Annotated in this window: 23 protein-coding genes; 16 read left to right on the forward strand and 7 right to left on the reverse strand. The window is 53.5% G+C overall.

Features of this window, described 5'->3' with window-relative positions; translation table 11 throughout:
• The first annotated feature begins 61 nt into the window (after nucleotides 1-61).
• Genes mutL through GFH31_RS12155 form a run of 4 tightly spaced genes read left to right on the forward strand, consistent with a single transcriptional unit; the run spans nucleotide 62 to nucleotide 4,480 of the window.
• Nucleotides 62-1,951 (forward strand): DNA mismatch repair endonuclease MutL, encoded by a 1,890-nt coding sequence (mutL, locus tag GFH31_RS12140; protein WP_153497996.1) that lies wholly within the window; start codon nucleotides 62-64, stop codon nucleotides 1,949-1,951.
• Nucleotides 1,952-2,005: 54 nt separating this feature from the next.
• Nucleotides 2,006-2,683: a rhomboid family intramembrane serine protease gene (locus tag GFH31_RS12145; protein ID WP_373419253.1), complete on the forward strand. Its 678-nt coding sequence runs from the start codon at nucleotides 2,006-2,008 to the stop codon at nucleotides 2,681-2,683.
• Nucleotides 2,684-2,710: 27 nt separating this feature from the next.
• Complete coding sequence (locus tag GFH31_RS12150; RefSeq protein ID WP_101570922.1) at nucleotides 2,711-3,346, forward strand: DUF1080 domain-containing protein; 636 nt, start codon at nucleotides 2,711-2,713, stop codon at nucleotides 3,344-3,346.
• A 3-nt stretch (nucleotides 3,347-3,349) separates the two neighbouring features.
• Nucleotides 3,350-4,480, forward strand: a complete 1,131-nt coding sequence (locus tag GFH31_RS12155; protein WP_118656982.1) for an endonuclease/exonuclease/phosphatase family protein — start codon at nucleotides 3,350-3,352, stop codon at nucleotides 4,478-4,480.
• 275 nt (nucleotides 4,481-4,755) lie between these two features.
• Here the strand turns inward: GFH31_RS12155 and GFH31_RS12160 are convergent, their stop codons facing one another.
• The 4 genes from GFH31_RS12160 to GFH31_RS12175 form a co-directional block, all read right to left on the reverse strand.
• Nucleotides 4,756-5,730: a DMT family transporter gene (locus GFH31_RS12160; protein WP_055204508.1), complete on the reverse strand. Its 975-nt coding sequence runs from the start codon at nucleotides 5,728-5,730 to the stop codon at nucleotides 4,756-4,758.
• A gap of 119 nt (nucleotides 5,731-5,849) precedes the next feature.
• Nucleotides 5,850-6,788: a glutaminase A gene (gene glsA / locus GFH31_RS12165; RefSeq protein ID WP_153497997.1), complete on the reverse strand. Its 939-nt coding sequence runs from the start codon at nucleotides 6,786-6,788 to the stop codon at nucleotides 5,850-5,852.
• Nucleotides 6,789-6,794: 6 nt separating this feature from the next.
• On the reverse strand, nucleotides 6,795-8,381 hold the full coding sequence (gadC, locus tag GFH31_RS12170) for a putative glutamine/gamma-aminobutyrate antiporter GadC (protein WP_055203778.1): 1,587 nt from the start codon (nucleotides 8,379-8,381) through the stop codon (nucleotides 6,795-6,797).
• Between the two features lie 106 nt (nucleotides 8,382-8,487).
• Nucleotides 8,488-9,927: a glutamate decarboxylase gene (locus tag GFH31_RS12175; RefSeq protein WP_101570916.1), complete on the reverse strand. Its 1,440-nt coding sequence runs from the start codon at nucleotides 9,925-9,927 to the stop codon at nucleotides 8,488-8,490.
• 257 nt (nucleotides 9,928-10,184) lie between these two features.
• On the opposite strand from GFH31_RS12175, the gene GFH31_RS12180 reads away from it, so the two are divergent.
• The 5 genes from GFH31_RS12180 (at nucleotide 10,185) to GFH31_RS12200 (ending at nucleotide 15,907) form a co-directional block, all read left to right on the forward strand.
• Nucleotides 10,185-12,647 (forward strand): alpha-L-rhamnosidase C-terminal domain-containing protein, encoded by a 2,463-nt coding sequence (locus GFH31_RS12180; protein WP_118458312.1) that lies wholly within the window; start codon nucleotides 10,185-10,187, stop codon nucleotides 12,645-12,647.
• A gap of 122 nt (nucleotides 12,648-12,769) precedes the next feature.
• Nucleotides 12,770-13,687, forward strand: a complete 918-nt coding sequence (locus tag GFH31_RS12185) for a DMT family transporter (protein WP_118458314.1) — start codon at nucleotides 12,770-12,772, stop codon at nucleotides 13,685-13,687.
• On the forward strand, nucleotides 13,680-14,165 hold the full coding sequence (locus GFH31_RS12190; RefSeq protein ID WP_101570910.1) for a GNAT family N-acetyltransferase: 486 nt from the start codon (nucleotides 13,680-13,682) through the stop codon (nucleotides 14,163-14,165). Before GFH31_RS12185 ends, GFH31_RS12190 begins: the two co-directional genes overlap by 8 nt.
• 17 nt (nucleotides 14,166-14,182) lie before the next feature.
• On the forward strand, nucleotides 14,183-14,719 hold the full coding sequence (locus GFH31_RS12195; RefSeq protein ID WP_055203785.1) for a ferredoxin domain-containing protein: 537 nt from the start codon (nucleotides 14,183-14,185) through the stop codon (nucleotides 14,717-14,719).
• A 12-nt stretch (nucleotides 14,720-14,731) separates the two neighbouring features.
• Nucleotides 14,732-15,907, forward strand: coding sequence for a M24 family metallopeptidase (locus GFH31_RS12200; protein ID WP_118458316.1), 1,176 nt, complete (start codon nucleotides 14,732-14,734; stop codon nucleotides 15,905-15,907).
• A gap of 68 nt (nucleotides 15,908-15,975) precedes the next feature.
• On the opposite strand, the gene GFH31_RS12205 is transcribed toward GFH31_RS12200, so the two are convergent.
• A complete protein-coding gene (locus tag GFH31_RS12205) occupies nucleotides 15,976-16,296 on the reverse strand; it encodes a hypothetical protein (protein WP_153497998.1) in 321 nt (106 codons plus the stop codon).
• 386 nt (nucleotides 16,297-16,682) lie between these two features.
• Between GFH31_RS12205 and GFH31_RS12210 the strand changes: the two genes are divergently transcribed.
• From GFH31_RS12210 to GFH31_RS12235, 6 genes are all read left to right on the forward strand, one after another.
• Nucleotides 16,683-17,906 (forward strand): site-specific integrase, encoded by a 1,224-nt coding sequence (locus tag GFH31_RS12210; RefSeq protein WP_005775881.1) that lies wholly within the window; start codon nucleotides 16,683-16,685, stop codon nucleotides 17,904-17,906.
• A complete protein-coding gene (locus GFH31_RS12215) occupies nucleotides 17,903-18,292 on the forward strand; it encodes a hypothetical protein (RefSeq protein WP_004328110.1) in 390 nt (129 codons plus the stop codon). Before GFH31_RS12210 ends, GFH31_RS12215 begins: the two co-directional genes overlap by 4 nt.
• Before the next feature lie 277 nt (nucleotides 18,293-18,569).
• Nucleotides 18,570-19,775: a primase-helicase family protein gene (locus tag GFH31_RS12220; protein ID WP_004328112.1), complete on the forward strand. Its 1,206-nt coding sequence runs from the start codon at nucleotides 18,570-18,572 to the stop codon at nucleotides 19,773-19,775.
• 257 nt (nucleotides 19,776-20,032) lie between these two features.
• Nucleotides 20,033-20,971: a toprim domain-containing protein gene (locus tag GFH31_RS12225; protein ID WP_005775883.1), complete on the forward strand. Its 939-nt coding sequence runs from the start codon at nucleotides 20,033-20,035 to the stop codon at nucleotides 20,969-20,971.
• A gap of 176 nt (nucleotides 20,972-21,147) precedes the next feature.
• Entirely contained in the window at nucleotides 21,148-21,513 is a 366-nt protein-coding gene (locus GFH31_RS12230; RefSeq protein ID WP_004329306.1) for a MobC family plasmid mobilization relaxosome protein, read from the forward strand.
• On the forward strand, nucleotides 21,510-22,457 hold the full coding sequence (locus GFH31_RS12235) for a relaxase/mobilization nuclease domain-containing protein (protein ID WP_007560543.1): 948 nt from the start codon (nucleotides 21,510-21,512) through the stop codon (nucleotides 22,455-22,457). The genes GFH31_RS12230 and GFH31_RS12235 overlap by 4 nt, the downstream gene beginning before the upstream one ends.
• A 21-nt stretch (nucleotides 22,458-22,478) precedes the next feature.
• Here GFH31_RS12235 and GFH31_RS12240 read toward each other — a convergent pair whose 3' ends face one another.
• Complete coding sequence (locus GFH31_RS12240; RefSeq protein WP_004329304.1) at nucleotides 22,479-23,138, reverse strand: helix-turn-helix domain-containing protein; 660 nt, start codon at nucleotides 23,136-23,138, stop codon at nucleotides 22,479-22,481.
• A gap of 62 nt (nucleotides 23,139-23,200) precedes the next feature.
• On the opposite strand from GFH31_RS12240, the gene GFH31_RS12825 reads away from it, so the two are divergent.
• On the forward strand, nucleotides 23,201-23,350 hold the full coding sequence (locus tag GFH31_RS12825; protein WP_004329303.1) for a hypothetical protein: 150 nt from the start codon (nucleotides 23,201-23,203) through the stop codon (nucleotides 23,348-23,350).
• A gap of 47 nt (nucleotides 23,351-23,397) precedes the next feature.
• Here GFH31_RS12825 and GFH31_RS12245 read toward each other — a convergent pair whose 3' ends face one another.
• A complete protein-coding gene (locus tag GFH31_RS12245; RefSeq protein WP_004329302.1) occupies nucleotides 23,398-24,297 on the reverse strand; it encodes a helix-turn-helix domain-containing protein in 900 nt (299 codons plus the stop codon).
• Nucleotides 24,298-24,302 lie beyond the last annotated feature (5 nt).

A 24,302-nucleotide genomic window follows, 5' to 3' on the forward strand; every position in this document is an offset into this window, starting at 1 on the left:
GCCGGACAGCGTGCATGAGGAAAACTTTCGGACGGTTTTCCGGGACACAATATAAAGATAAATGGAGAACGATAAGATCAGAGTGCTGCCTGACGGGGTTGCCAACCAGATCGCTGCGGGCGAGGTGGTAGGCCGCCCCGCTTCTGTCGTAAAGGAGTTGATGGAGAATTCGGTCGACGCCGGTAGCAGGACGATCACGGTGAACTACAAGGACGGCGGGCGTTCGCTGATCCAGGTGGTCGACGACGGATGCGGCATGAGCGAGACCGATGCGCGGCTCGCTTTCGAACGTCATGCGACGTCGAAAATACGCCGTGCCGAAGACCTTTATCAGCTAGCATCGTTCGGTTTTCGCGGCGAGGCGTTGCCGTCGGTCGCTTCGGTGGCGGAAGTCGAACTCCGTACCCGGACTGCCGATCGGGAGATCGGCACGCAGGTCGTGATTCACGGAGGGCGGTTTGTTTCCCAAGAGCCGGTGCAGACGGCCGTCGGCACGCAGTTTCTGGTAAAAAATCTGTTCTACAATACGCCGGCCCGGCGCCGGTTTCTCAAGGAGGCCAACGTCGAGGGAAGACACATCCGTTCCGAATTCTTGCGGGTGGCCCTCTGTAATCCGGAAGTGGCTTTTTCACTGTACGACGACGATGTGCTGATCGCTACGTTGCCCGCTTCGAACCTTCGCCAGCGGATCGTTTCGGCGATCGGCGGCAAGGATATCGCTAAAAATTTGCTCGAAGTAGGCGCCGATACTTCGATCGTCAGGATCGAAGGATTCGTCGGCCGTCCTTCGGCCGCCAAAAAAACGAACCGGGAGCAGTACCTGTTCGTCAACGGCCGTTATTTCAGTTCGCCCTATTTCCGCAAGGCGATCCTGCAGGCTTACGAGAAACTGATCGCTCCCGATACGCAACCGTCCTACTTTTTGTATCTGACGATCGATCCGCAGCGGATCGACGTGAATGTGCATCCGCAAAAGACCGAGATCAAGTTCGACGACGAACAGGCCGTCTGGCAGATTTTCAACGCCGCCGTGCGGGAGTCGCTCGGCAGACTGGGAGTCGTGCCGATGATGGATTTCGAGATGGACAGTTCGATCGACATTCCCGTATTCCGGGAGGATGCCGCTTTCAGGATTCCCGATCTGGGGATCAATCCGGACTTCAATCCGTTCCGGGAGGAGAAGACGGCGGCGCCGCATGTTTCTCGGGCGTCCGACAACCGGGCCCCGAAACATTGGGAGAACCTTTATCCGGTGCGGGAAGACGATGCGACGGAACCGGGTTTTCCGGAACAGCGTTTCAAAGAATACGACAGCGCCGAACTGGAATTTATCGACGGGAGCGATTCGGGAACGGTGCAGCAGACGCTGGAGTTGGATGCGGAACGCCCTTTTTCGGGAGTATTGCCGTTCGGGAAGCGCTATTGCGTCGCCCGGTTGCGCGAAGGATTGGCGGTCGTCGATCTGCGCAGGGCGTTCGAGCGGGTGCTTTTCGAACGTTACCGGGGGCTACTGGGCAACAATGCTTCGGTGACCCAGCAATTGCTTTTCCCCGAACAAGTCGCGCTGACCCGTGAGGAGCAGGCGTTGATCGCGGAGAGCGGCGGGGAGATCGAAGCGATGGGCTTCGATTTCAGAACGGAACGGGACGGCGTGTTGGTGTTCGGTATCCCGGCCGACCTACCCGACGCGCAGATCGCCGGTACGTTGCGCGAACTGTTGGCCGAGCTGCGGGAGACCGGGGCGTGCACCGATGAGAAACGGCATGAGCGGATGGCGGCGATACTCGCGCGGAGGGGAGCCCTTTCGCTGGGCGAGGCGGCCGACGCCGACGCTGCCGGGCGGTTGCTCGGGGAGTTGTTCGCATGCGGTTCGTTCAATTACACGCCGGACGGGGCTTCTGTGCTGATTTATATAACGGACGAAGAGATCGCCGGAAGATTTAACGCGTAACCCGGAAGATCCGTCCGGGATAATTATTGACGAAGATTTGGTAAATAGACGATGATGAGATTTCAAACGGCTTATTCGACCCCTCCGGTGGTCAAAAACCTGATTATCCTGAACGGCCTGTTTTTCCTGGCCGAAATCGTGCTGCCCGGACGGATGGGCGACTGGCTGATCGAGCGGCTGGGGCTGTTTTTCTGGGAGAGCGGTAATTTTCAGATTTACCAGCTCGTGACCAGCATGTTCCTGCATGCCAATTTCATGCATCTGTTCATGAATATGTTCGCTTTGTGGATGTTCGGCCGGACGTTGGAGTACGAGATGGGCAGCAAGCGTTTTTTGCTTTACTACATGGTGACGGGGATCGGCGCCGGACTGCTGCAATTGGGCGTGACCTGGATCGAGGTGAGTTCGCTGCATTCGGCCGTCGCCGCAGGGACGGCGAGTCCGTATGAGTTGGCCGCCCGCATCGGATCGGTTACGATCGGCGCTTCGGGAGCGGTGTTCGGCGTGTTGCTGGCATTCGGGATGATGCATCCCAATGCGATGTTGATGTTGCTGATTCCGCCGATCCCGATCAAAGCCAAATATTTCGTGATCGGATACGGACTGATCGAACTTTTTCTCGGCGTGTCCGGGGCCCAAAGCGGCGTCGCTCATTTCGCGCACGTCGGCGGTATGCTGTGGGGTTTCTTCCTGTTGCGTTACTGGAAAAAGAAAGGAGATATTTACTATTGACGTCGAACTGAATCGCAGGATTTCGGAATGAAAAAACGAACGTTGTGTTGGATGGCTGCCGTTATGCTGGCGGCCGGCGTCGCGGAAGCCCGGTCTCCCGTGCATCCGTTTAACGGAAAGAACCTGAAAGGGTGGGTCGGTTATGTCGGGGACTCCACGCTCGATGCGGCTGAAGAGTTCGGCGTCGTGGACGGGATGCTGCGGGTAAGCGGAGCGCTGGGTTATATCCGGACGACGCGCGCTTATTCGGATTACCGGCTGACGCTACAATACCGCTGGGAAGGCGAGCCTACCAACAGCGGAATCTTCATGCATATCCAGCCCGGCGAAGACCGGTTATGGCCGAAGTGTTACGAGTGCCAGTTGTGGGCCGGGCATGCCGGCGACGTGAACGATGCGGGGGATTCGCAGAGCGACGAATTCCGCAGGATCGGCGCCGCGACCGTTCCGAAGTTGCAGCCCGCCAGCGAAAGGCCTGCGGGGGAATGGAACGATGTCGAAATCGTGTGCGACGGAAACTCCATGACCATATTCATCAACGGCGTACTCCAGAACAAGCTGACACGTATGAATAACGACCGCGGGTATATTGCCCTCGAAGGGGAGGGAAGCCCGATCTTGTTCCGTAACATCGAGGTCGCGCCGCTGAAACGAAAACGATAACCTATGTCCGGCAAACAAAAAGAACACAGACGGCACGGTATCCTGCTCGGAGTGGCCGACGGGGTGGTTTTCCTGATCTCGGTCGCGTTGGCCGTGCTGCTGATGCTGGCCTATGCGGCTCCCCGGGTAGATCCCCACGATTCGCTGTGGTTCGCTTATCTCGGTCTTGCGGCTCCTTTTCTCTACCTGGCCAATCTGGTGTTGATGCTCTATTGGACGGTGCGTTGGAAATGGATCGCGGTCGGGCTGGCGGCAGTCGCCGTGATCGGACTCGGACACGTATCCAAATTTTTCAGGCCGGCTTTCGGGAAAGCTTACGAACAGGTGCGGCTGCCGGGGTCGTTCCGGGTGCTGAGCTATAACGTAGAGGGCTTTTTCGGCAGGGATTCGCTCGGGAAACGCGAAAATCAGGTTGCCGAGATCGCCCGGTTTATCCGGGAATCCGAGCCGGATATCATCTGTATGCAGGAGTTCGAACTGAATCGGATCAATCCTCGCGTGAAGTTCGATTCGCTGCTGGAAGCGTGGAAATACAGCGCTTTTTTCTTTACGTCGGGCAGTCCCGACCAGAACGGGCGCGGACTGGCCATATACAGCAAGTATCCGGTCGTCCGGCGCGGCGGGATACATTATCCCGAATCGAACAATGCCTCGATGTGGGCGGACGTGATTATGCACCGCGATACGTTGCGCGTCTATAACAACCATATGCAGAGCACCCAGGTCAACGAGAGCGACCGCGAATACCTGTCGGGGACGGGCCTGTCCGCGGACTCGCTCGGAGACGAGCGGCTGAAAGACATTCTCCGCAAATTGGGCCGCAACTTCAGGGTGCGTGCCGCGCAGGCCGATTCGATCGCCGGGATTATCCACGACGGGACGCCTCGGGTGATCGTTTGCGGGGATTTCAACGACACGCCGATGTCCTATACTTACCGGCAGTTGCGGGGCGACCTGAAAGACGCTTTTTGCGAAAAGGGACGCGGGATCATTTTTACGTACCGCGGGCTGCTCGGGGTTTTCCGGATCGATTACCTGTTCCATTCGAACGACTTGGCGACCGTCGGATACGATTCCGAGCAGCCGCAGTGGAGCGATCATAATCCGGTGCTGGTCGATTTGAAACTGCGGTAATATCCCGTCCGTCATGATTGCCCCGATCCCGGATGCCCGGGCCGGAAAAGAACCGAAACCGTTCGCGGCGTTGTCGGAATCCGCTTCGCGGGCCTACCCAAAAAAACGTCTCCGCAAAATACTTTGCGGAGACATTCCACTTTACTTGTTGGCTTACAAAAATGGGATTGGAACTCTTATTATTCCTGACACAAAGATCGGGATCCGTACCTGTTCCGGCAATACCTGAACCGCGTTAAAAAAGGGGCGGCGTATCCTCATTTCGAGGGATGGCGCTATTTGCCGGCGTTCTGTCCGCGCGGTTGCTGCGCTGCGGGCGGCGTTCCGACTTTCGGCACCGGGAATTTGTACCGGGCGTAGGTGATCATCACCAGGATGATGCCGACGAAAATCAGCGCGGCGGCGACGATGTTGTCGTAACCGACTGTCACTTGGTTGCGGTAGATGCCCAGTACGGTCGCGGCCACCGGTTGCAGATAAGAGTACAGGCCCGTATGCACAGAGGTAAGCTTTTCGGTACCGTAGTAGAGCAGGTAGTTCGGCAGCATGGTTCCCAGGATCAGAATGTAGGCGATCTCGGCGACCCCGATGGCCGGCAGGGAGCTGAAATCGAAATCGACCAGCTTTTTGCCGAAAAACGGCGCGGCGATCAGCACGCCGATGATGTAGTACCATCCGGTGACGGTCATCGTGCCGAATTTCATCAGTTCCGGTTTGATGAAGACCGTGTTGGTCGCGGCGGCGAATACGCTGATCAGGATCAGCAGGTTGCCGATCTCTTCGCTCTTCTGTTGCGGCCAGCCGTTGCCGAGAATCAGCACGGCGCTTCCGGCAACGCCCAGGATGATCCCGATGATTTTCGCCCGGTGGATCTTTTCGCGCATCAGCAGGGCCGATACGCTGAGCGTTACGATCGGAGCCATCGTGGCCAGCGTGGAGGCGTCGACCGGGTTGGTATATTTGGCGCCCCACAGCATCAGGAATTCGTGCCCGTAAATCACCAGTACCGTCGGGATCAGAATCCAGATGAAGTCGCGGAACGGAATCCGGAACCGTTTGAAAAGAATGGCCCACGGAACGAACCAGACCGCCGAGACGACTACCCGCAGGAAAAAAAGGGTTTCGAAAGGCATGTAACGCCGGATGATGGAGATAAAGAACGAGAAGTTCATCCCCAGCAGAATGTTGGCGAAAATCAGCGCCATGTGTGCGATTACATGTTCTTTGTGCGTATGCGGCTTGTCGGTCATAACGTGCGGGTAGGGACAGCCCGGGGGCCGTTTGAAAAAAGCGGTCCCGGAAAGGAGAATGTTCATTGCGGAAAACATTCCCGAATCCGGAGCCGCTTTTCGTGACTGAAGTGCCGGATTTAACCGAATAGGTTTAATCCCAGTTTGTTGGTGATGTACTTAATGGCGTTTTGCGCCCGTACCGAGTTACCCGATCCGTCGAGTTTCGGCGAAAAGGCCGCGATGCCCATCACTCCGGGCAGCACGCCGACGATTCCGCCGCCGACGCCGGTTTTGGCCGGAATGCCGGAGGTGAAGATCCAGTCGCCGGTGTGTTCGTAGAATCCGACCGAAGCGATCATCGCGACGATCTTCGAAGTCAGCTCGGCGTCGAAGACCTTCTTCTTGGTGACCGGGTTGACGCCGCGGTTGGCGATCGTGCCGCTGCAGATCGACAGTTGGCGTGCGGTCACGCCCATCGAGCACTGGCGGGTGTAGATATCCAGCGACATATCGGGATCGTCGTAAATCCGATTGTAATTTTTCAGCAGCCAGGCGATCGATCGGTTGTTGAAATTGGTCGCCGATTCCGATTTGTAGAGTTCGTCCTGCAGTACCAGCGGACTGCCGCAGAGTCCTGCCAGAAAATCGGTGATCGATTTCCATTTGCCGTCCGAATTGCCTACGGGCTTGACCATGCTGCACGCCGTGATGGCTCCGGCATTGACCAGCGGGGTCGAGGGATGGTCGTTCTCGAGTAGGATCGCCATGATCGAGTTGAACGGCAGTCCGGTCGCGTCGGCCCCGATTTTTTGCAGGATCGTGTCGGCTCCGTATTGCTGCATCGCCAGGATGGCGGTAGGCACTTTCGAGACCGATTCGATCCCGAATACGTAATCCGTGTCGCCCGCCTCGACGATCTCTCCGTCGGAGAGGCAGACCGATATGCCGAACAGTTTCGAAGGTACCTTGGCCAGGAACGGAATGTAGTCGGCGTTGTTGCCGCCGTCGTCGCCCTTGATTTTTTCGTAGGCTTCGTTGACGACGTCGTTCAGTTGTTTCGTATCGAATTTTTGCATAGTCGTTTAATTTTTAGTCGGTTCGTTATGGTCCGTCGCCGAGCCGGTCGTCGCGCCTGCGTTCGAAGCGTCGGCGGCGGTTCCCGTCGCAGTCGGCGTTACGGCCGGTTGTGCGGTTGCGGCAGCCGGCTGCGGTTGTTTTTCCCAGGAGAACGGCTGAAATTCTTTGGCCGCTTCGGGATCCTGCCAGGACGGTTTACGCGAAGCGTAGATGATGAACGGGGCGCCGACTACGATGATACAGCCGATAATCAGTACGGAGAACCATACCGTGTTGCTGCCCGTCGAAATCTGGCTGGGCGGGATAAAGCTGAGAATGAAGGCCAGCAGGGCGCCGCAGAAGCCGAGTCCGGCGATGAACCAGATCAGGCCGTTGCCTTTTCCGATCCGGAACGGGCGTTGCTGTTTCGGCATTTTGTAACGCAGTACGATGGCCGAGCTGAACATCAGCAGGTACATGATCAGATACAGCAACACGGTCAACTGCGACAGGATTTGATAGAAAGACTGCACGGAGGGCATGACCACGAACAGCAAGCTCAGTACCGTAACGACGCATCCTTGGATGAGCAGGATGTTGCGCTGTACGCCGGATTTGTTGGCCTTTTGGAAGAACGGCGGCAGATACCCGGCCTTTCCTACCGTGAAGATACCCTTCGACGGGCCGGCGACCCATGTCAGCACGCCGGCCAGTACGCCGAACATCAGCGCGATGGCGATGATCGGGGAAGCCCAGCTCATATGCAGGTAATGGAAATAGTTGTCGAATCCGATCAGCAGACTCTGCGTCAGGTTGATGTCTTTGGCCGGGATGATAAAGCCCAGCGAGAAGGTACCCAGTACGAAGATCAGCACCGTAATCAGCGACCCGATGAAGATAGCCTTGGGGTAGTTCTTGCTCGGATTTTTCACGTCCATCACATGGATACCCATCATCTCCATACCGGCGTAGAACAGGAAGATACCCGAAGCCAGCACCAGGTTGTCGAATTTGGTCAGGTCGGGGAAGAATCCCTGGCTCATGTCCATGTTATTATGTCCGCCGGTACTGAGGTAGATGATCCCGAGGACGATCAGCAGGCCGGCCGGGATAATCGTCCCGATCATACCGCCGATTTTCGAAATCTTGCCGACCCACGTCAGCCCTTTCAGGGCGATGGCCGTGGCGGCCCAGTAGATGACCAGTACGACGATCAGTGTGAAAACTTTGTTCGACGCCAGCATCATGTCGTGATGCGGGTCCATGCCGATAAAGGCGATCGAGACGGCTCCGAAGGTCAGCACGGTCGGATACCAGATCGTACTTTCGATCCATTGCAGCCAGATGGCCAGGAAACCCGTGCGGGCGCCCATCGCTTCGCCGACCCAGCGGAACACACCGCCCTGTTTGTCGGCGAACATCGCCGCCAGCTCGGCTGCGACCAGCGCGGTCGGGATCAGGAAAACGATCGCCGCGAACAGGTAATAAAATGCTGAAGATGGCCCGTAAACCGCTTCCGAAGGGAGTCCCCGGAGACTTACGACGGCCGTAATGTTCATAATTGCAAGTGTCATTACACTCAATTTGAACCCTGTACTTTTTGTTGTTGCCATACGATCATACGATTAAATTGCTTGTTAACTGTGGTGTCATTAACAACCGGCGGTTATCCGCTCTATATTCATGTTGCGGATAACCAGCCGTTTGCATAAGAGTAAGCTATTTCTTCGCCGTTTTGACGTGCGTGTGCGTGAAGACCTTGCCGACTACTTTCTGATTCTTGTCCTGCGCGATGCGCGTCTGCGTCGGGTATTCCAGCTTTTCGAACTCGTTGATCGCATTCTGCATGTCCGTCAGCAGCATATCGGTCATGTCGCGGCTCATACCCTGGCGGAAAACGATGCGCATGACCACGTAGTTATCCAGCTTTTCGGGCAGGGTATAGGCCGGAACCATCCAGCCGCTCTGCTGCAGGGCCGCCTGCAGGTCGTAGAGCGTCCATTTGGCCGTTTTCGCATATTCCGGTTTCATGTACCAGATGAACAGCGGGTTCACCACGTCGTTGCTGTAATTGACGAACGGTTTCATCTTGCCGATTTGCTCGTGTGCATAGCGGGCGATCTCCATGCTGTTGGTCTGCACCTCTTTGTAGCCTTCGAAACCCAGACGGATGAACTGATAGTATTGTCCGAGGATCTGTGCCGCCGGGCGCGAGAAGTTCAGGCCGACCTGCGTGATGTTGGCTCCCAGGTAGTTCACGCTGAATGCCATTTCGTCGGGCAGGTATTTTTTGTCTTTCCATACGACCCAGCCCAGGCCCGGATAAACCAGACCGAACTTATGTCCTGAGGTACTGATCGACAGCACCCATTTCAGGCGGAAGTCCCATTTTTTCTCGGGTTCGAGGAACGGTAGGATGTAACCGCCGGTGGCGGCGTCCACGTGGATCGGAATATCGTATCCGGTTTTGGCGTTGTATTCGTCCAGGGCTTTGTCCAGCGCTTCGACGTCGTCGTTCAGGCCGGTCCAAGTCACGCCCTGGATGGGAACTATGCAGATCGTATTTTCATCGCACATGGCCAGCGCGTCTTTCGGATCGAGCGTCGTTTTTTCCAGGCTCAGGGGCACGGTACGCATTTCGATTTGCCACAACTGACCGAATTTTTCCCATACGACCTGGAAACCGGTCGAAATGACGAAGTTCGGTTTGTCGTACGGTTTGCCCTGCGCTTTGCGTTTCGCACGCCAGCGCAGCCATGCGGCTACGCCGCCCAGCATACAGGCTTCGGACGAGCCGATCGCCAGCGCGCCGGCTTTCCACTGCGCCTGTTCGGGCGAATTCCACAGGTTGGCCATGATGTTGACGCAACGGGCGGCCATGACGGCTACGCGCGGATATTCCGTTTCGTCGATGTAGTTCACGTCGATCGATTCGTTCATCAACTTGGTGGCGTAATCGTCCATGTAGGTCGTTACGAATGTGGCGAGGTTCAGTCGCGGCTGCGTCTGCGGGAACGTTTCATCCTTCACCATCTGGTAGGCGATTTCAGGAGCGGTGGGTTGCATCGGAATCTTTTCCGTAGGAGCTGACGTTCTCATTTTCTGGGAGCCGTAGACCGGAGTTTCGATGTCGGCCCGTTGTTTGTTCGAATTGTTCATAACGTTAAAATTTAGTATTTTATAAAATGTTGGAAAGTGAATTTTTAATCGGATTGATAACGTTGTTTTCAGAGAACGTCTCTGCCGTTCCACGGACGAAGTTTCCCCGCGATATCCCCGAATAAGGCAAGAATTATACCAAGCGGGGCCGCCCGTTCGGATTCGGAGCCCTCTGCGCCGCGGGTTTCGGGACGCGTTTTGCGAATTACCCGTTGATTCTTATATTTGTATCGTATGCCTAAAAAATTAACCCGATCATGAGATTATCCGCTTTTTTTATTTTCACGGCGATATTTTTCGCCTCGACCGTCGCGGGCCGGAATGTCCCGTTTTCCACCGAACAAAAGATAACCGGCCTGTATCCGCCCGTGAGCGGCGTTTTGTCCGGGAAACCGGTGCCTGAGTCGCCCGATCCGCTGGTTGCTTACCGCTGGACGAACCCCCGTGCTTCCGACGGTCTCGAATCCTATCTGCTCACTCCCGTTTCGGTCGGGATCGACCGGCCGGAGAACGTGAAACGGATCGGGAAAAAGACGGCGGCGATCCGGGTCGACGGCCCGTGCGACCTGATGTTCGACTTCGGCCGGGTCAGCGCCGGCTGGCTGGAGTTCGATTCGGACGACCTGGACGGGGAGGTCGAAATGAGCATCAGCGAATATACCGAACCGGCCGTATTGAATGCCGGCGCGCAGCATCCGCACAAGACGGCCGTACCGGTGCGTTACGGCAATACTTACCGGCTGGAACTGAATACGGAACTTTACGAAGGGGTGCGCTACGGTTGGATTCACGTCCGGTCGCTCCGCCGCCCGGCCACGATTTCCGCCGTCCGATTGGTTTGCCAGACCAAGCCTGCCAATTACGAAGGCAGTTTCCGTTGTAGCGATCCGACGCTGACCCGGATCTGGTACACGGGCGCCTATACCGTCAAGCTGAACCTGCTGAAAGAGTATTTCGGGGCGATCCTGATGGAGCGCAGCGACCGTCATTCGTGGACCGGCGACGCCCATCCGTCGCAGGCCGCTTCGATGGTGGCGTTCGGCAATTACGACTTCGTGAAACAGAACTTGTATTATACCTCGACGCAGTTCAACGGCATCGCCGGTTATTCGCTTTACTGGGTGTTGAGCCTGATCGATTACTATAATTATACGGGCGACAGGCAGACGCTCGACAGCCTGACCGACAACGCCTGCAAAAAGCTGGATGTCGCTTATGCCCACTACGGGACGAATCCCGACCTGCAGTTTCACGGTTGGGACGAACGGCTCGGCGCCGGGTTCGAGAACCCGAATTGCGACGAATCGCAGAATACTTATAAGATGTTGTCGATCCGGGCATGGAACGAGTTCGCCGCGGCGATGGATGCCTGCGGCCGTTCCGACCTGGCGGCGAAGTACCGCGCTTATGTCGACGAAAAGAGCCGGGAGTTGCGCGATGCGGGCGGTTGGTACGACTCGTTCGGTATTTTTGCGGCTTCGGACGCCGTGAATGCCGGTTTTACGAACTCCGGCGAACGACAGGGATTGTGGCGGACGGCTTTTACGGATCGTCAGCAGCGGTTGTCGTATTCGCCGTTCAATCAGTATTTCGTGATCCAGGCTATGGCGCGGATGGGACGTTATCCCGAAGCGTTGACTACGATCGACGATTGCTGGGGAGGACAGTTGCGTTACGGCGGAACGACTTTTTTCGAGGTTTATCGACCGTCGTGGAACGATGCGCTCGCCCCGAACGGCGCTCCGGTCAATAATCAGTGCGGTTACACGAGTTTCACGCATCCGTGGAGCGCCGGAGTGACCAAGTGGTTGACCGAAGAGATCCTCGGTGTGAAACCGGTTCTGCCGGGATTCGGGCGATTTTTGATCGCCCCGCATTTGTCGGAGCGGGTCGCTTCGGTCGAAGGCTGCGTCCCGACGCTGCACGGAACGATCCGAGTGGCTTTCGATATAAAGACCGGTAAGGGGCGTATTACGGTTCCCGACGGGACGGTCGCAGCCGTCGGTATTCCGAAAACGGGCCGCGTCGTCCGGCGGGTCTCGTTCGATGGGAAAGAGATGCCGCCTGCCGCGCGTCAGGACGATGATTTCGTCTATTACGAAGGGATAGTCGCCGGGGATTACCGGCTGCGGGTCGAATACGACGGCGCGTTGCAGCCTGTTCCGCAGGAAGCGTTTTCGTACGCCTGCTCGCAACCCGTCGTACAAGATTCGCTGACGCGCGGCGACTGGAAGGGAAAGTACGGTAGCCGGGGGTATATCCTGTGCAGTTACGACGGGGCGGGGAACGATCGCGTCAACCTGCCCGATTTTACCGATTCGGTCGTATCCGCCAAGATCGGCGCCCGCCTGATCGCGTCGGAGACCGACGATCCGCGGGCGCTGGCGTCCGACCGCAGCGGCGATCCGTTCCGCCGGCTCGGGGCCGCCGTGACGCTCGATCCGCTTCCGTGCAATCAGACGATGACGTTCGACTTATATAACAACCGGAATTGTCCTTACCGCGTGGCGCTCTATTTCGTCGATTGGGAACGAGAAGGGAGGCGCTCGGCTATCGAGGTTTTCGATTTGAAAGACAAGCGGTTGCTGATGCCCGTTCGGTTCGTGGAAAATTACGGCGAGGGGCGTTACGTGATCCTGCAACTCGACCGTCCGGTGCGGTTGCGGGTCGATCAGGTGCGCGGGACGAACGCTTCGCTCAGCGGGATTTTCTTCGACTGACGCCGGCGGTCGCCGCCGAACGATTGGCGGGAGCGGTTGCGGAACGGTGAAATTTAATCCGATTCTAAAAACGCATCGGATTTTTTGGTACTTTTGTCCCGCAAAATCAATCCGGAAGGAGTATGCGGGAACGCGGCGCGGGATTTTATCATGGGCTGGCCATCGCGGCGGTCGTGATCTGGGGTACGACATTCGTTTCGACGAAGGTGTTGTTGACCGAAGGATTGTCTCCCGCTGCGATCATGTTCCTGCGCTTTCTGATCGCTTACGCGGTTTTGAGGACGGTCTGTCCGCGAAACGAACGCCCGGTGCGGTTCAAAGACGAACTGATGTTCGCCGCGGCGGGGATTACCGGCGGATCGATGTATTTTCTGACCGAGAACATGGCGCTACAGATCACGCTGGTGTCGAATGTCGCGTTGTTGCTGACGACTTCCCCGATCATGACCGTTCTGTTGTCCCGTCTGTTCTTCCGGCGGACGGAACCGTTCGGCCGGCCGGTCGTGCTGGGGATGTTGGTGGCGTTGGCCGGAGTGGCGCTGGTGGTTTACAATGGCAATTTTATCTTGCAGATTCGCCCGTGGGGCGACCTGCTGACGCTGACGGCCGCGTTGATGTGGGCGTTTTACAACATCGTATTGAAAAAAATAGACCGGCGTTATACGACGTTGGAAATTACCCGCAAAGTGTTTTTTTACGGTCTGGCGACTTTGTTGCCGGTGTTTTTTTTCACGCCGCTGCGACTCGATGCGGAACTGTTGCTGCGACCCGCGGTGTGGGGAAACCTGCTGTTCCTGGGGCTGGTCGCTTCGTTGTTCTGCTTTGTAATCTGGAACATGGCCGTCAAACGTCTCGGTACGGTGCGTACCAATAATTACATTTATTTCGTACCTTTGGTCGCGCTTGCCAGTTCGGCGCTCGTTCTGCACGAAACAGTGACGGTCGTGGCGCTGGCAGGAGCGGTATTGATCCTGGGAGGGGTCTATGCCGCGGAAAAGGGAGGAGGAACGAAACCAAAAAACGATGCATACGATGAATGAACCGATGACCGTTCGTTTCGCCACGGAAGAGGATGCTCCGGTCGTCTACCGGTTTATCCGTAAGATGGCGGAGTACGAGAAGCTCGAACACGAAGTCGATACATCCGAAGAGGCATTGCGCCGTTCGGTGTTCCGGGAACGGCAGGCCGAGGTGATTCTGGGCGAGGTGGCCGGCCGGCCGGTCGGGTTCGCTCTTTTTTTTCACAATTTTTCCACGTTTCGCGGTCAGAGGGGACTTTACCTGGAGGATATTTTCGTAGACAGGGAGTTCCGGGGAAAGGGGTACGGCAAAACGTTATTCCTGCACCTGGTCGGATTGGCCGCCCGGAGGAAGTGTCGCCGGATGGAGTGGGTGGCGTTGAACTGGAACGCTCCTGCGATTGCGTTTTACGAATCGCTCGGAGCGGTTCGGATGGAGCAGTGGAGTATTTTCCGGCTGACCGAGGAGCGTATACGGGAATTATCCGGTAAGCAATGACATAAAACAATAAAAGTATGGTTATCGACGAAAGGGAGTGCCGCCGCGAAGAGATGGCGGCGATCGCCAGGCAGATCATGATCGCCGGGCGGACGGCCCCTAAAGGCAAGGGGATCGATATTATCGAGATCGTAACGGTTACAGGGGAAACGATCGCCGAACTGGCCGGGGCCGTTCGCGACGCATCGGCCGCGACCGGGATGAAATTTTTTCTGCGCGATGCGGAGAACATCCGACAGGCCGACGCCGTGATTCTGGTCGGCTCCCGCAGTTCGGTGATGTCGCTGAACTGCGGCTATTGCGGTTACCCGACTTGCGTTGCGAAAAACGAGCATCCGGACGTCCCTTGTGCGATCAATATGACCGACCTGGGGATCGCGATCGGTTCGATGACGGCCAAGGCCGCCGATCTGCGGGTCGACAGCCGGGTGATGTTCTCGGTAGGATTCGCCGCACGGCGGATCGGCCTGCTGACCGATTGCCACGCAGTCTACGCCATTCCGCTCAGCGCATCTTCCAAAAATCCGTTTTTCGACAGACCATCGACACGCTAATAATCGCTTTATATGTATAACGAACAGATGATTCAGGAACTGCGCAAGCGTTGGAACGCTTTGCAGCAGGCGTTGGCACGGGAAGGGGGCGACGCGATCCTGATAACGACCAATGTGAACCTGTTTTACGTATCGGGAAGAATTTTCAGCGGGGCGGCCTATGTGCGTCCCGAGGGCGATCCGCTTTTTTTCGTCCGCCGCCCGGTCGGGCTGAAAGGCGGTAACGTGATCTATATCCGCAAACCGGAGGAGATCGCCGGCCATTTGCAGCAGCGGGGAATCCCGATGCCCGCGAAGCTGTTCCTCGAAACCGATTCCATTTCCTACAACGAGTATCGGCGCTACGAAAAGATCTTCGATCCTCGCGTCGTTTGCAACGGAACGCAGTTGCTGCGCGGGGTGCGGAGCATCAAGACCATTTACGAGATCGGCCGGATCATGCGTTCGGGCGTGCTGCATGCCCGGCTTTACGAGCGGATTCCGTCGCTTTACCGTCCCGGCATGACCGATACCGAACTGTCGATCGAGATCGAGCGCGAAAGCCGCCGGCTCGGGTCGCTCGGTATTTTCCGGATTTTCGGGCAGAGCATGGAGATCTTCATGGGGAGTCTGCTGGCCGGGGACAATGCCGATGCGCCGTCGCCGTACGATTTTGCGCTCGGCGGGGCCGGTCTGGACGCCTCGCTTCCGGTCGGCGGAAACGGTACTCCGTTGACCGACGGAACCAGCGTGATGGTCGACATGGGCGGGAATTTCACCGGTTATATGACCGACATGACCCGTGTTTTTTCGGTCGGAAAGCTGACCGATCGGGCTTATAGAGCGCATGACACTGCGTTGGAGATTCAACGGCGGATCGAGCAGACGGCGGCGCCGGGAGTTCCGGCGGCCGATCTTTACAACCTGGCCGTGCGGATCGCCGCCGACGCAGGGCTGTCCGATTATTTTATGGGACACCGCCAGCAGGCCGGATTTATCGGCCATGGGATCGGAATCGAGATCAACGAAGCGCCCGTACTCGCGCCGCGGTCGAAGGAAGCGCTGGTTCCGGGTATGGTTTTCGCGCTCGAACCGAAGTTCGTCATTCCGTCGGTCGGAGCCGTCGGCATCGAAAACAGTTTTCTGGTAACCGATAACGGCGTCGAGAAACTGACCCATTGCGAAGAGGCGATCGTGCCGCTGCAATAGCCGGAGAAGACCGATAAAAAAAGGGGTGTCGGAGAAGACATCCCTTTTTTATCGGTAACAAAAACTCGTTATTTTCTGGCCGGACAAGCTTTTTTACTGTGGCAGCAAGCTTTGTTTCCTTCTTTGCAGGCTTCCTTCTTGCAGCACTCTTTTTTGCAATTTTCCTGACATCCTTCTTTGCAGACGCCTTCTGCACATCCGCAGGCTTTCTCACAATTTTCACCGCAAGCGTTCTCGCATTTTACATCGCAGGTCTTTGCGCATTTGGCTTTCTGGCAGCATTCGGTTTTCGCTTTGGTCGCTTTTTCGCTCTGCGGGGCCTGCGCCAACGCTACCGTGAACAGGGCTACGGCAAACAGCGAAATCATGAATAACACTTTTTTCTTCATCTTTCTTCGGTTTTAAAAAATTAAAATCAATCGTCCTTATTCAGCAGGACAGCCCTATTCGGGATATCCAACAAAACAAACGGGCTTTTATCCGGCGGTAGTATCCGTCTCCACAAAAATACGTAAAATCTCTGGAAAAGACGAATAAAAAGGGACAAATGTCTTCGTAATGCCTGTCAATAAGGCGTTTGCGAAGACAAATGAGGACAGGCGAAAAATCGAGGTAACGTAAAGGAAAGCGGATTTATGAAGAAGAACGGTCTCCAAATCATTACCCGCCGAATGGTGATTTTTAACACACCGTGTTGTATTTGGCAGCTTGTGGCACAGGTTGGCATATCAAGGTCTAACTCGTTGAGTAATAACTTTGCAAACAAAAAACGAGTATGGCAAGAAGCACATTCAAGGTTCTGTTCTACGTGAACGGCAGCAAGGAGAAAAACGGTATTGTCCCCATCATGGGACGAGTGACAATCAACGGGACTGTGGCGCAGTTCAGTTGTAAGCAGAACATCCCGAAAACGCTTTGGGACGTGAAAGGAAACAAGGCGAAAGGCAAGAGCCGCGAGGCACGAGACATCAACCTTGCCCTTGACAACATCAAGGCGCAAATCATCAAACATTACCAGCGCATTTCAGACCGCGAGGCATTTGTTACGGCTGAGATGGTGCGCAACGCCTATCAGGGAATCGGCAGCGAGTATGAGACGCTGCTAAAAGCATTCGACCGTGAGAACGAAGTGTTCAAGAAACGGGTAGGCAAAGACAGGGTAATGGCTACCTATCGGGCACGTGTACGGGCAAGAAACCATGTAGCCGCCTTTATCAAGTCGTTTTACAGACGCAGCGATATGTCTATGTTGGAACTTACTCCCGATTTCATCAAGGAGTTCGCCGCATACCTCTCGACTGAAGCCGGATTGCGGAACGGTTCGATATGGGCAAACTGTATGTGGCTGAAAGGCGTGGTCATGAAAGCGCATTATAACGGGTTGATACCGCGCAATCCTTTCATCCAGTTTCATATCAGCCCCAATGTGAAAGAACGGGAATATCTGACGGAGGATGAACTGAAAGCGGTCATGACACATGAGTTTGCAGACAGCAAGCTCGCATACATCCGTGACATTTTCATCTTTGCCAGTTTCACCGCCTTGTCATTCGTGGACATTCAGGAACTGACGAATGACAACATCGTGGAGGTGAACGGCGAGAAGTGGATATTGTCCAAACGCCACAAGACAAAAGTCGCCTTCCAAGTGAAGCTGCTGGATATACCCTTGCAGATAGTCGAACGCTACCGACCGATGCAGAAAGACAATCGTATATTCCCCGGCTTGAACTATTGGTCTATCTGCAAACCGTTGAAACGGATGATAAGGGAATGTGGCATAACCAAGTCAATATCATTTCATTGCAGTCGTCATGGCTTCGCAACATTAGCTTTGAGCAAGGGGATGCCCATTGAAAGCGTAAGCCGTGTGTTGGGACATACGAATATAGTCACGACCCAACTCTACGCAAAGATAACCACGCAGAAGCTCGACAACGACCTGACCATGTTCGGCGACAAACTGAGTAAGACGTTTAACGGAATAACGATGTCATGAGTATGAGAAGAAACAGCATAACAGTGAATGAATCCGGCAATATCATCATGCCGGAGAATGTCTCAAACATTTGGATGAGCGAGCCGGAATTGGTGGAACTGTTCGGAGTAATTGCTCCGACACTTCGTTCTGCCATCAGAAACATCTATAACAGTGGAGCATTAAAAGAATACGAGGTACAGAAGTATGTTCGGCAGGAGAACGGGTATCATGCCGATGTGTTCAGCTTTCCGATGATAGTCGCACTTGCTTTCCGCATTGACAGCTTCGGTGCGGAACAGGTGCGCAATGCCATATTTAAAAGGCTGTACTTGCGAAAAGAGAAAACAAATATCTTCTTTTCGCTGGGTATAAATGGTTGGGATATGTCTAATTATCAGGCATAAGTTCTAATGATATGACGACATGAAGTAGTGAGACCTATGCGTATTCCCATTGCCAACAATGTATTTATACGAGTATGTGAATAGGTGTATTGCCATTCATACGTACGATTACGACAAACCCGAAGAAAAATCCATTAGAATGGCATTTCTTCGGGCTTTTGTTGTATGTCATAAAGCCAAATCCAAGAAAATCTTACGTGAGGTATGCGTGAGTTGTTAATCCGTTCTGCGCTAATTGCCGAGTTTTGCACTGATTAAACAAAAAAATGAAGTGCTAATGAAACAAGGCAACTTTGAAAATGAGGAGTTTATCCGTGTGGGTACTACCCTCTACAAGTTAGTGAACCAGCCCCGTCTGAACGGAGGCTATGTGAAGAAGCGCATCGTGTGGAACAACGAAACACTGCGGCAGGACTACGGCAAGGACTATCTCGCCACCGTGCCGAAGTACGACGGCTTCTGCACCGTCCCCGACCATGTGGACTACCGTCCCGTGGTGGACAAGTTCCTGAACCTCTACGAGCCGATAGGACACCGTCCGCAACAAGGCGAGTTTCCCTGTATCCGGTCATTGGTGCGCCATATCTTCGGTGAACAGTATGAATTGGGCATGGACTATCTTCAATTGCTCTACCTGCAACCCGTGCAGAAACTGCCTATCCTGCTGTTGGTATCAGAAGAACGCAACACGGGCAAGAGTACATTCCTGAACTTCCTGAAAGCTGTGTTTCAAAACAATGTCACTTTCAATACCAACGAGGACTTCCGCAGCCAGTTCAATTCCGACTGGGCAGGAAAACTGCTCATCGTGGTGGACGAGGTATTGCTCAACCGCAGGGAGGACAGCGAGCGGTTGAAGAACCTCAGCACCACACTTTCCTACAAGGTGGAAGCCAAAGGCAAAGACCGTGACGAGATAGCGTTCTTTGCCAAGTTCGTGCTATGCTCCAACAACGAGTATCTGCCTGTTATCATTGATGCAGGTGAAACACGCTATTGGGTGCGCAAGATAGACCGTCTGCAATCCGATGACACAGACTTCCTGCAAAAGCTGAAAGCTGAGATACCTGCCTTTCTGTATTACCTGCAATACAGACAACTTTCCACCGAAAAGGAAAGCCGTATGTGGTTTGCGCCCTCTTTGCTGCATACCGAAGCCTTGCAGAAGATTATCCGCAGCAACCGCAACCGATTGGAGATAGAGATGTGCGAACTTATCCTTGACATTATGGAAAGTGTCGGCACGGACACATTCTCGTTCTGCCACAACGACATTCTTCTTTTGCTGGTACATTCGCAGGTAAAGGTGGAGAAGCACCAAGTCAGAAAGGTATTGCAGGAATGTTGGAAACTTACTCCTGCCTCTAACGGGCTTACATATACCACTTACCAATTCAATTACAATCGGGAGTGCCGATATGAGCCGATAAAAAGAGTCGGTCGTTTCTACACCGTCACAAGGGAACAACTTGAATCCCTGTAATACTATTCTTTTTTTGTTGAATTGATGAATAATGATATAACCATACTGATAATAAACAGCATACACTCTCAACAAATTCTCAACAATCGAAAAGAAAAGTTGAGAGGGAAACAGCATCAGTTTGTTGGATTCTCTATTTGTGAGTGGTTTGTTGAGAAGATGTTGAGAATATAAAGCATTAACGTATAGGACAATACATATCTCATTCATCAAATCAACGTTTTTACAGTCATCATCAAATCCATAGAAATTATATCATGAACATCCAAGAAGCAAAACAAATCAAAATTGCGGACTATCTGCAAAGTTTGGGTTATTCGCCCGTAAAGCAACAGGGAAACTGCCTGTGGTATAAATCCCCGTTCCGTCAGGAAACGGAAGCCTCGTTCAAGGTGAACACCGACCGCAACCTGTGGTTCGATTATGGACTGGGAAGAGGTGGTAACATCATCGCACTTGCAGGGGTACTGTACGCATCCGACCATGTGCCTTATCTGCTTGGCAAGATAGCGGAACAGGCACCACACATCCGTCCCATATCTTTCTCTTTTCGCCAGCAGGCATCCGAACCGAGTTTCCAACATTTGGAGGTGGGCGAACTCACCCATCCGGCATTGCTCCGATACTTGCAGGAACGGGGCATAAACATCGCTTTGGCAAAGGCGCAATGTAAAGAGCTCCACTTCACCCATAACGGCAAGCCCTATTTCGCCATCGGTTTTCCGAATGTGGCGGGAGGATTTGAAGTGCGTAACCGTTTTTTCAAAGGCTGTGTCGCACCCAAAGACATCAGCCATATTCGGCAACAGGGAGAAGCGAGAGAGAAATGCCTTGTATTCGAGGGCATGATGGACTATCTTTCATTCCTCACGTTGCGGAAGAGGAACTGCTCGAACTTGCCCGACCTTGACAGGCAGGATTACGTCATCCTCAATTCGACCGCCAATGTTTCCAAAGCTATAGATGTGCTGCACGGGTATGGACGTATCCACTGCATGCTCGACAATGACGAGGCGGGAAGAAAGGCGTATCGGGAATTGGAAAGGAAGTTCGCCGGACGCATCCGCGACTTCTCCGACAACTACAAAGGGCATAAAGACCTGAACGATTACCTGCGTGGAATCCGGCAGAAATTAGCCGTTAGTCCACCGCCAAGAACTATCGTAAAACCCAAGAAGAAAGGGTTGGGATTATGACATCCCGAATGAGAAAAACGGGAGATGCCCGAAACTCATTCCTTAAGGATTGGGAGGTAGCAAGTTTGTGTTTCGGGTGTACCGAAACCGCTTGCCACCCACCATCCAAATTGCAGGAGGTGGCATCCCGTCGGTCTATACAGTTGAATCAGTAACCGAATTAAAAGGAATAAAATATGGAACAGACAAAGGAACACAAGGAACGCAACAAGGGAGGTCGCCCCAAGAAGGAAGCAACCGAGAAACTGAAATACCGTATCGCAGTGAAAATGACGGCAGCCGACTACTTCCGCCTGCTGACACGATCGCATGAGGCGGGCGTATCACCAAGCGAGTACATGAGGGAATGTTTCCGTAACGGTCATGTGAAAGAACGGCTGTCGGAGGAACATGCCGGATACATCCGCCAACTCTGCGGCATGGCTAACAATCTCAACCAGCTTGCGCGTAAGGCAAACGCCGGAGGCTTCCACGATGAACGGTGGGACTGCAAGGTGGCAGTGGCAAGGATTCATGAACTTATAACCAAGATAGGGATATGATGGCGAAAATCGTAAAAGGAAGCGACTTCAAGGGTGTGGTGGATTACATCATCGACAAGAAGAAGGATACGCAGATAGTAGCAAGCGAAGGCTTGTTTATGGAAAATCTGGAAACTATCGCCATGAGTTTCAATGCCCAGTCACGGATGAACGATAAGGTGACAAAACCTGTCGGACATATCGCGTTGAGTTTTTCCAAAGAGGATGAGTTACGGCTGACGAACCGTATCATGGCAGGCATCGCGCTTGAATATATGGAACGGATGGGAATCAAGAATACGCAGTTCTTCATCGCCCAGCATTTCGACAAGGAGCATCCGCACGTGCATATTGCTTTCAACCGCATAGACAACAACGGCAATACCATATCGGACAGGCACGAGCGTCTGCGCAGTACCCGCATCTGCAAGGAATTGACCTTGAAATACGGCTTGCATATGGCTGGCGGAAAGGACAATGTCAAACGCAACCGCCTGAAAGAGCCAGACAGGACGAAATATGCGCTTTACGACATCATCAAAATGGAAGTCGGCAGATGCGGCAACTGGAACGTGCTTATCGCCAACCTGAAACGGCAGGGAGTGGAAGTACATTTCAAGCATAAGGGGCAGACCAGCGAGGTGCAGGGTGTTGTATTCTCCATGAATGGCTACCATTTCAACGGCTCCAAAGTGGACAGGCGTTTCAGTTATTCCAAGATTGACGCGGCTTTGCAGCACAACAGATGCAGGGAACGTATGGGAATAACAGCCGGAATATATGAAACGGCTACACCAAGCGCACCGTCCGGCACGGCACAAAGCGAGTTGTTCAACGGCTCTTGGGGATTGCTAAAAAGCAGTGGCTCATCTTATAACGCTGCTGATGCGGAAGCCAATCAGGAAATGGTGGATATACTTCGCAGAAGGAAGAAAGTTAAGCGCAAGAGAGGTGTTGGGTTCTAATATTCTGTACTAATCCAATTCTCACGACACTTGCGCTCTATATTCATTCGGAGTGTAACCTACCTCTTTCTTGAACAGTCGGGTAAAATGTTGCGGGTACTGAAAACCGAGATTATAGGCGATTTCATTAACGGTGTCGTCTGTAGATGCAAGTTCCGTCTTGGCTATTTCAATAGACTTGTCATGAATGAAATGCAGGGCGGTTGAACCTGTTTCTTTTTTCAATAAATCACTGAAATAGTTGGGCGAGAGGCAGAGCTTGTCTGCACAATACTGTACAGTGGGCAAGCCTATCCGTTTAGCAGCCCCATCATGGAAGTATTCGTCAAGCAACCGCTCAAATCTTGCGAGGATGTCTCGGTTTTGGTTGTCGCGTGTGATGAACTGGCGGTCATAGAAACGTGTGCAGTAATCAAGGAACGTCTTGATGCTGTCTGTGATGAGGTTCTTGCTGTGACGGTGTATCGGATGGTTCAATTCATATTGAATCTTGTGGAAGCAATCCATGATGATTTGCCGTTCTTCCACACTAAGGTGCAATGCCTCGTTTGTCTCGTAGGAAAAGAACGAATATTCACGCATTATCCGCCCGAGAGGTGTATTCCGCAGCAGGTCGGGATGGAACATAAGCAGGTAGCCATCTGGTTGGAACTGCATGCCGTCATCTTCCGCACCGAACACCTGTCCGGGCGCGATAAATATCAGTGTGCATAATTATTCCTAAGTCTGTGAAACCGGAACGCATGAAGCAGAATCTCGACATATTAGACTTCACCCTGTCGGCCGACGACATGGCACGGATAAAGACGCTGGATACCGACAAGCCTTTCTTACTCGGCTCGCACGAAGATCCAGAAATCGTAAAATGGTTCATGCAGTACAAAAACGCCTGAACATCAACAACCATATTTCGATAGCCGCTATCGACTATATTAAGAAGTTATTCGTATATGCCTTTATTGTAATCCGTCATGTACTGAGTAAATGTTTTGCCTGTTTGCTGTTTGAAGAAGCGCATGAGATGGCTCGGATCAGAGAAATTGAAATCATCCGCCATTTCACTGACAGTGCGGTTGGAGAATAGCAATTCGTTCTTCAGTTCCTCAAGCAGACGTTGTTTTATCAAATGGGTAGCTGATACTCCGAATTGGGCTTTTACTGAGTTATTGAGTGTGATGCGACTGACATGAAGCATGTCTGCATATTCCTGCACCCGCTGGTGGGTGCGGATATTCTGTTCCAACAAGTCCTTGAACCGAAAAGCGAAATTGTTTTTAGCAATTTCAGCGGGCAAGCAATAGGCGGCAGCGTATGTACGATTGATAATCAGCAAAAGATAATATAGTAAGGAAACAATGATATTGTACGTATCGGACACTGGATTCATCAGCTCATACTTAATCTTTCCGAGCAGCCGCATATATTCCTTCATTTCGTCATGTGTGGCATTGATGTAAGGCGGCGTATCTGTCTGGTAACAATACAAAAGGCGAAAAACGAAGAACTTGTCGGCGATAAAAGTACGCATGAAATCTTCGCGGAATATAAGGAACGTGTAATCCAACGCCGTCTCATCTACATGCCACTCTTGTTGCTGATGGGGTGAAAGCAGGAGAACCATGCCGTCGCGCAGTTCAATCTTGCGGAAGTTCAGTAGCAAATATCCGTTTGCCTTACGGAAAAAGTAGAAGCTGAAGAAGTCTGTCTTAAACCGCTTGTTTTCTGTCAGCACAAGTCCGATGTCCTTGTTTATGGCAGTATTGATGTAAAAATCCACGCCGCAGCGTGTCTTGTTGAACGGTACGCTGACCAGTCGATCAGGGTTGATTATCTCGTCCATATCCT

The organism is Alistipes sp. dk3624, assembly GCF_009557455.1.
Classification (GTDB): domain Bacteria; phylum Bacteroidota; class Bacteroidia; order Bacteroidales; family Rikenellaceae; genus Alistipes_A; species Alistipes_A hominis.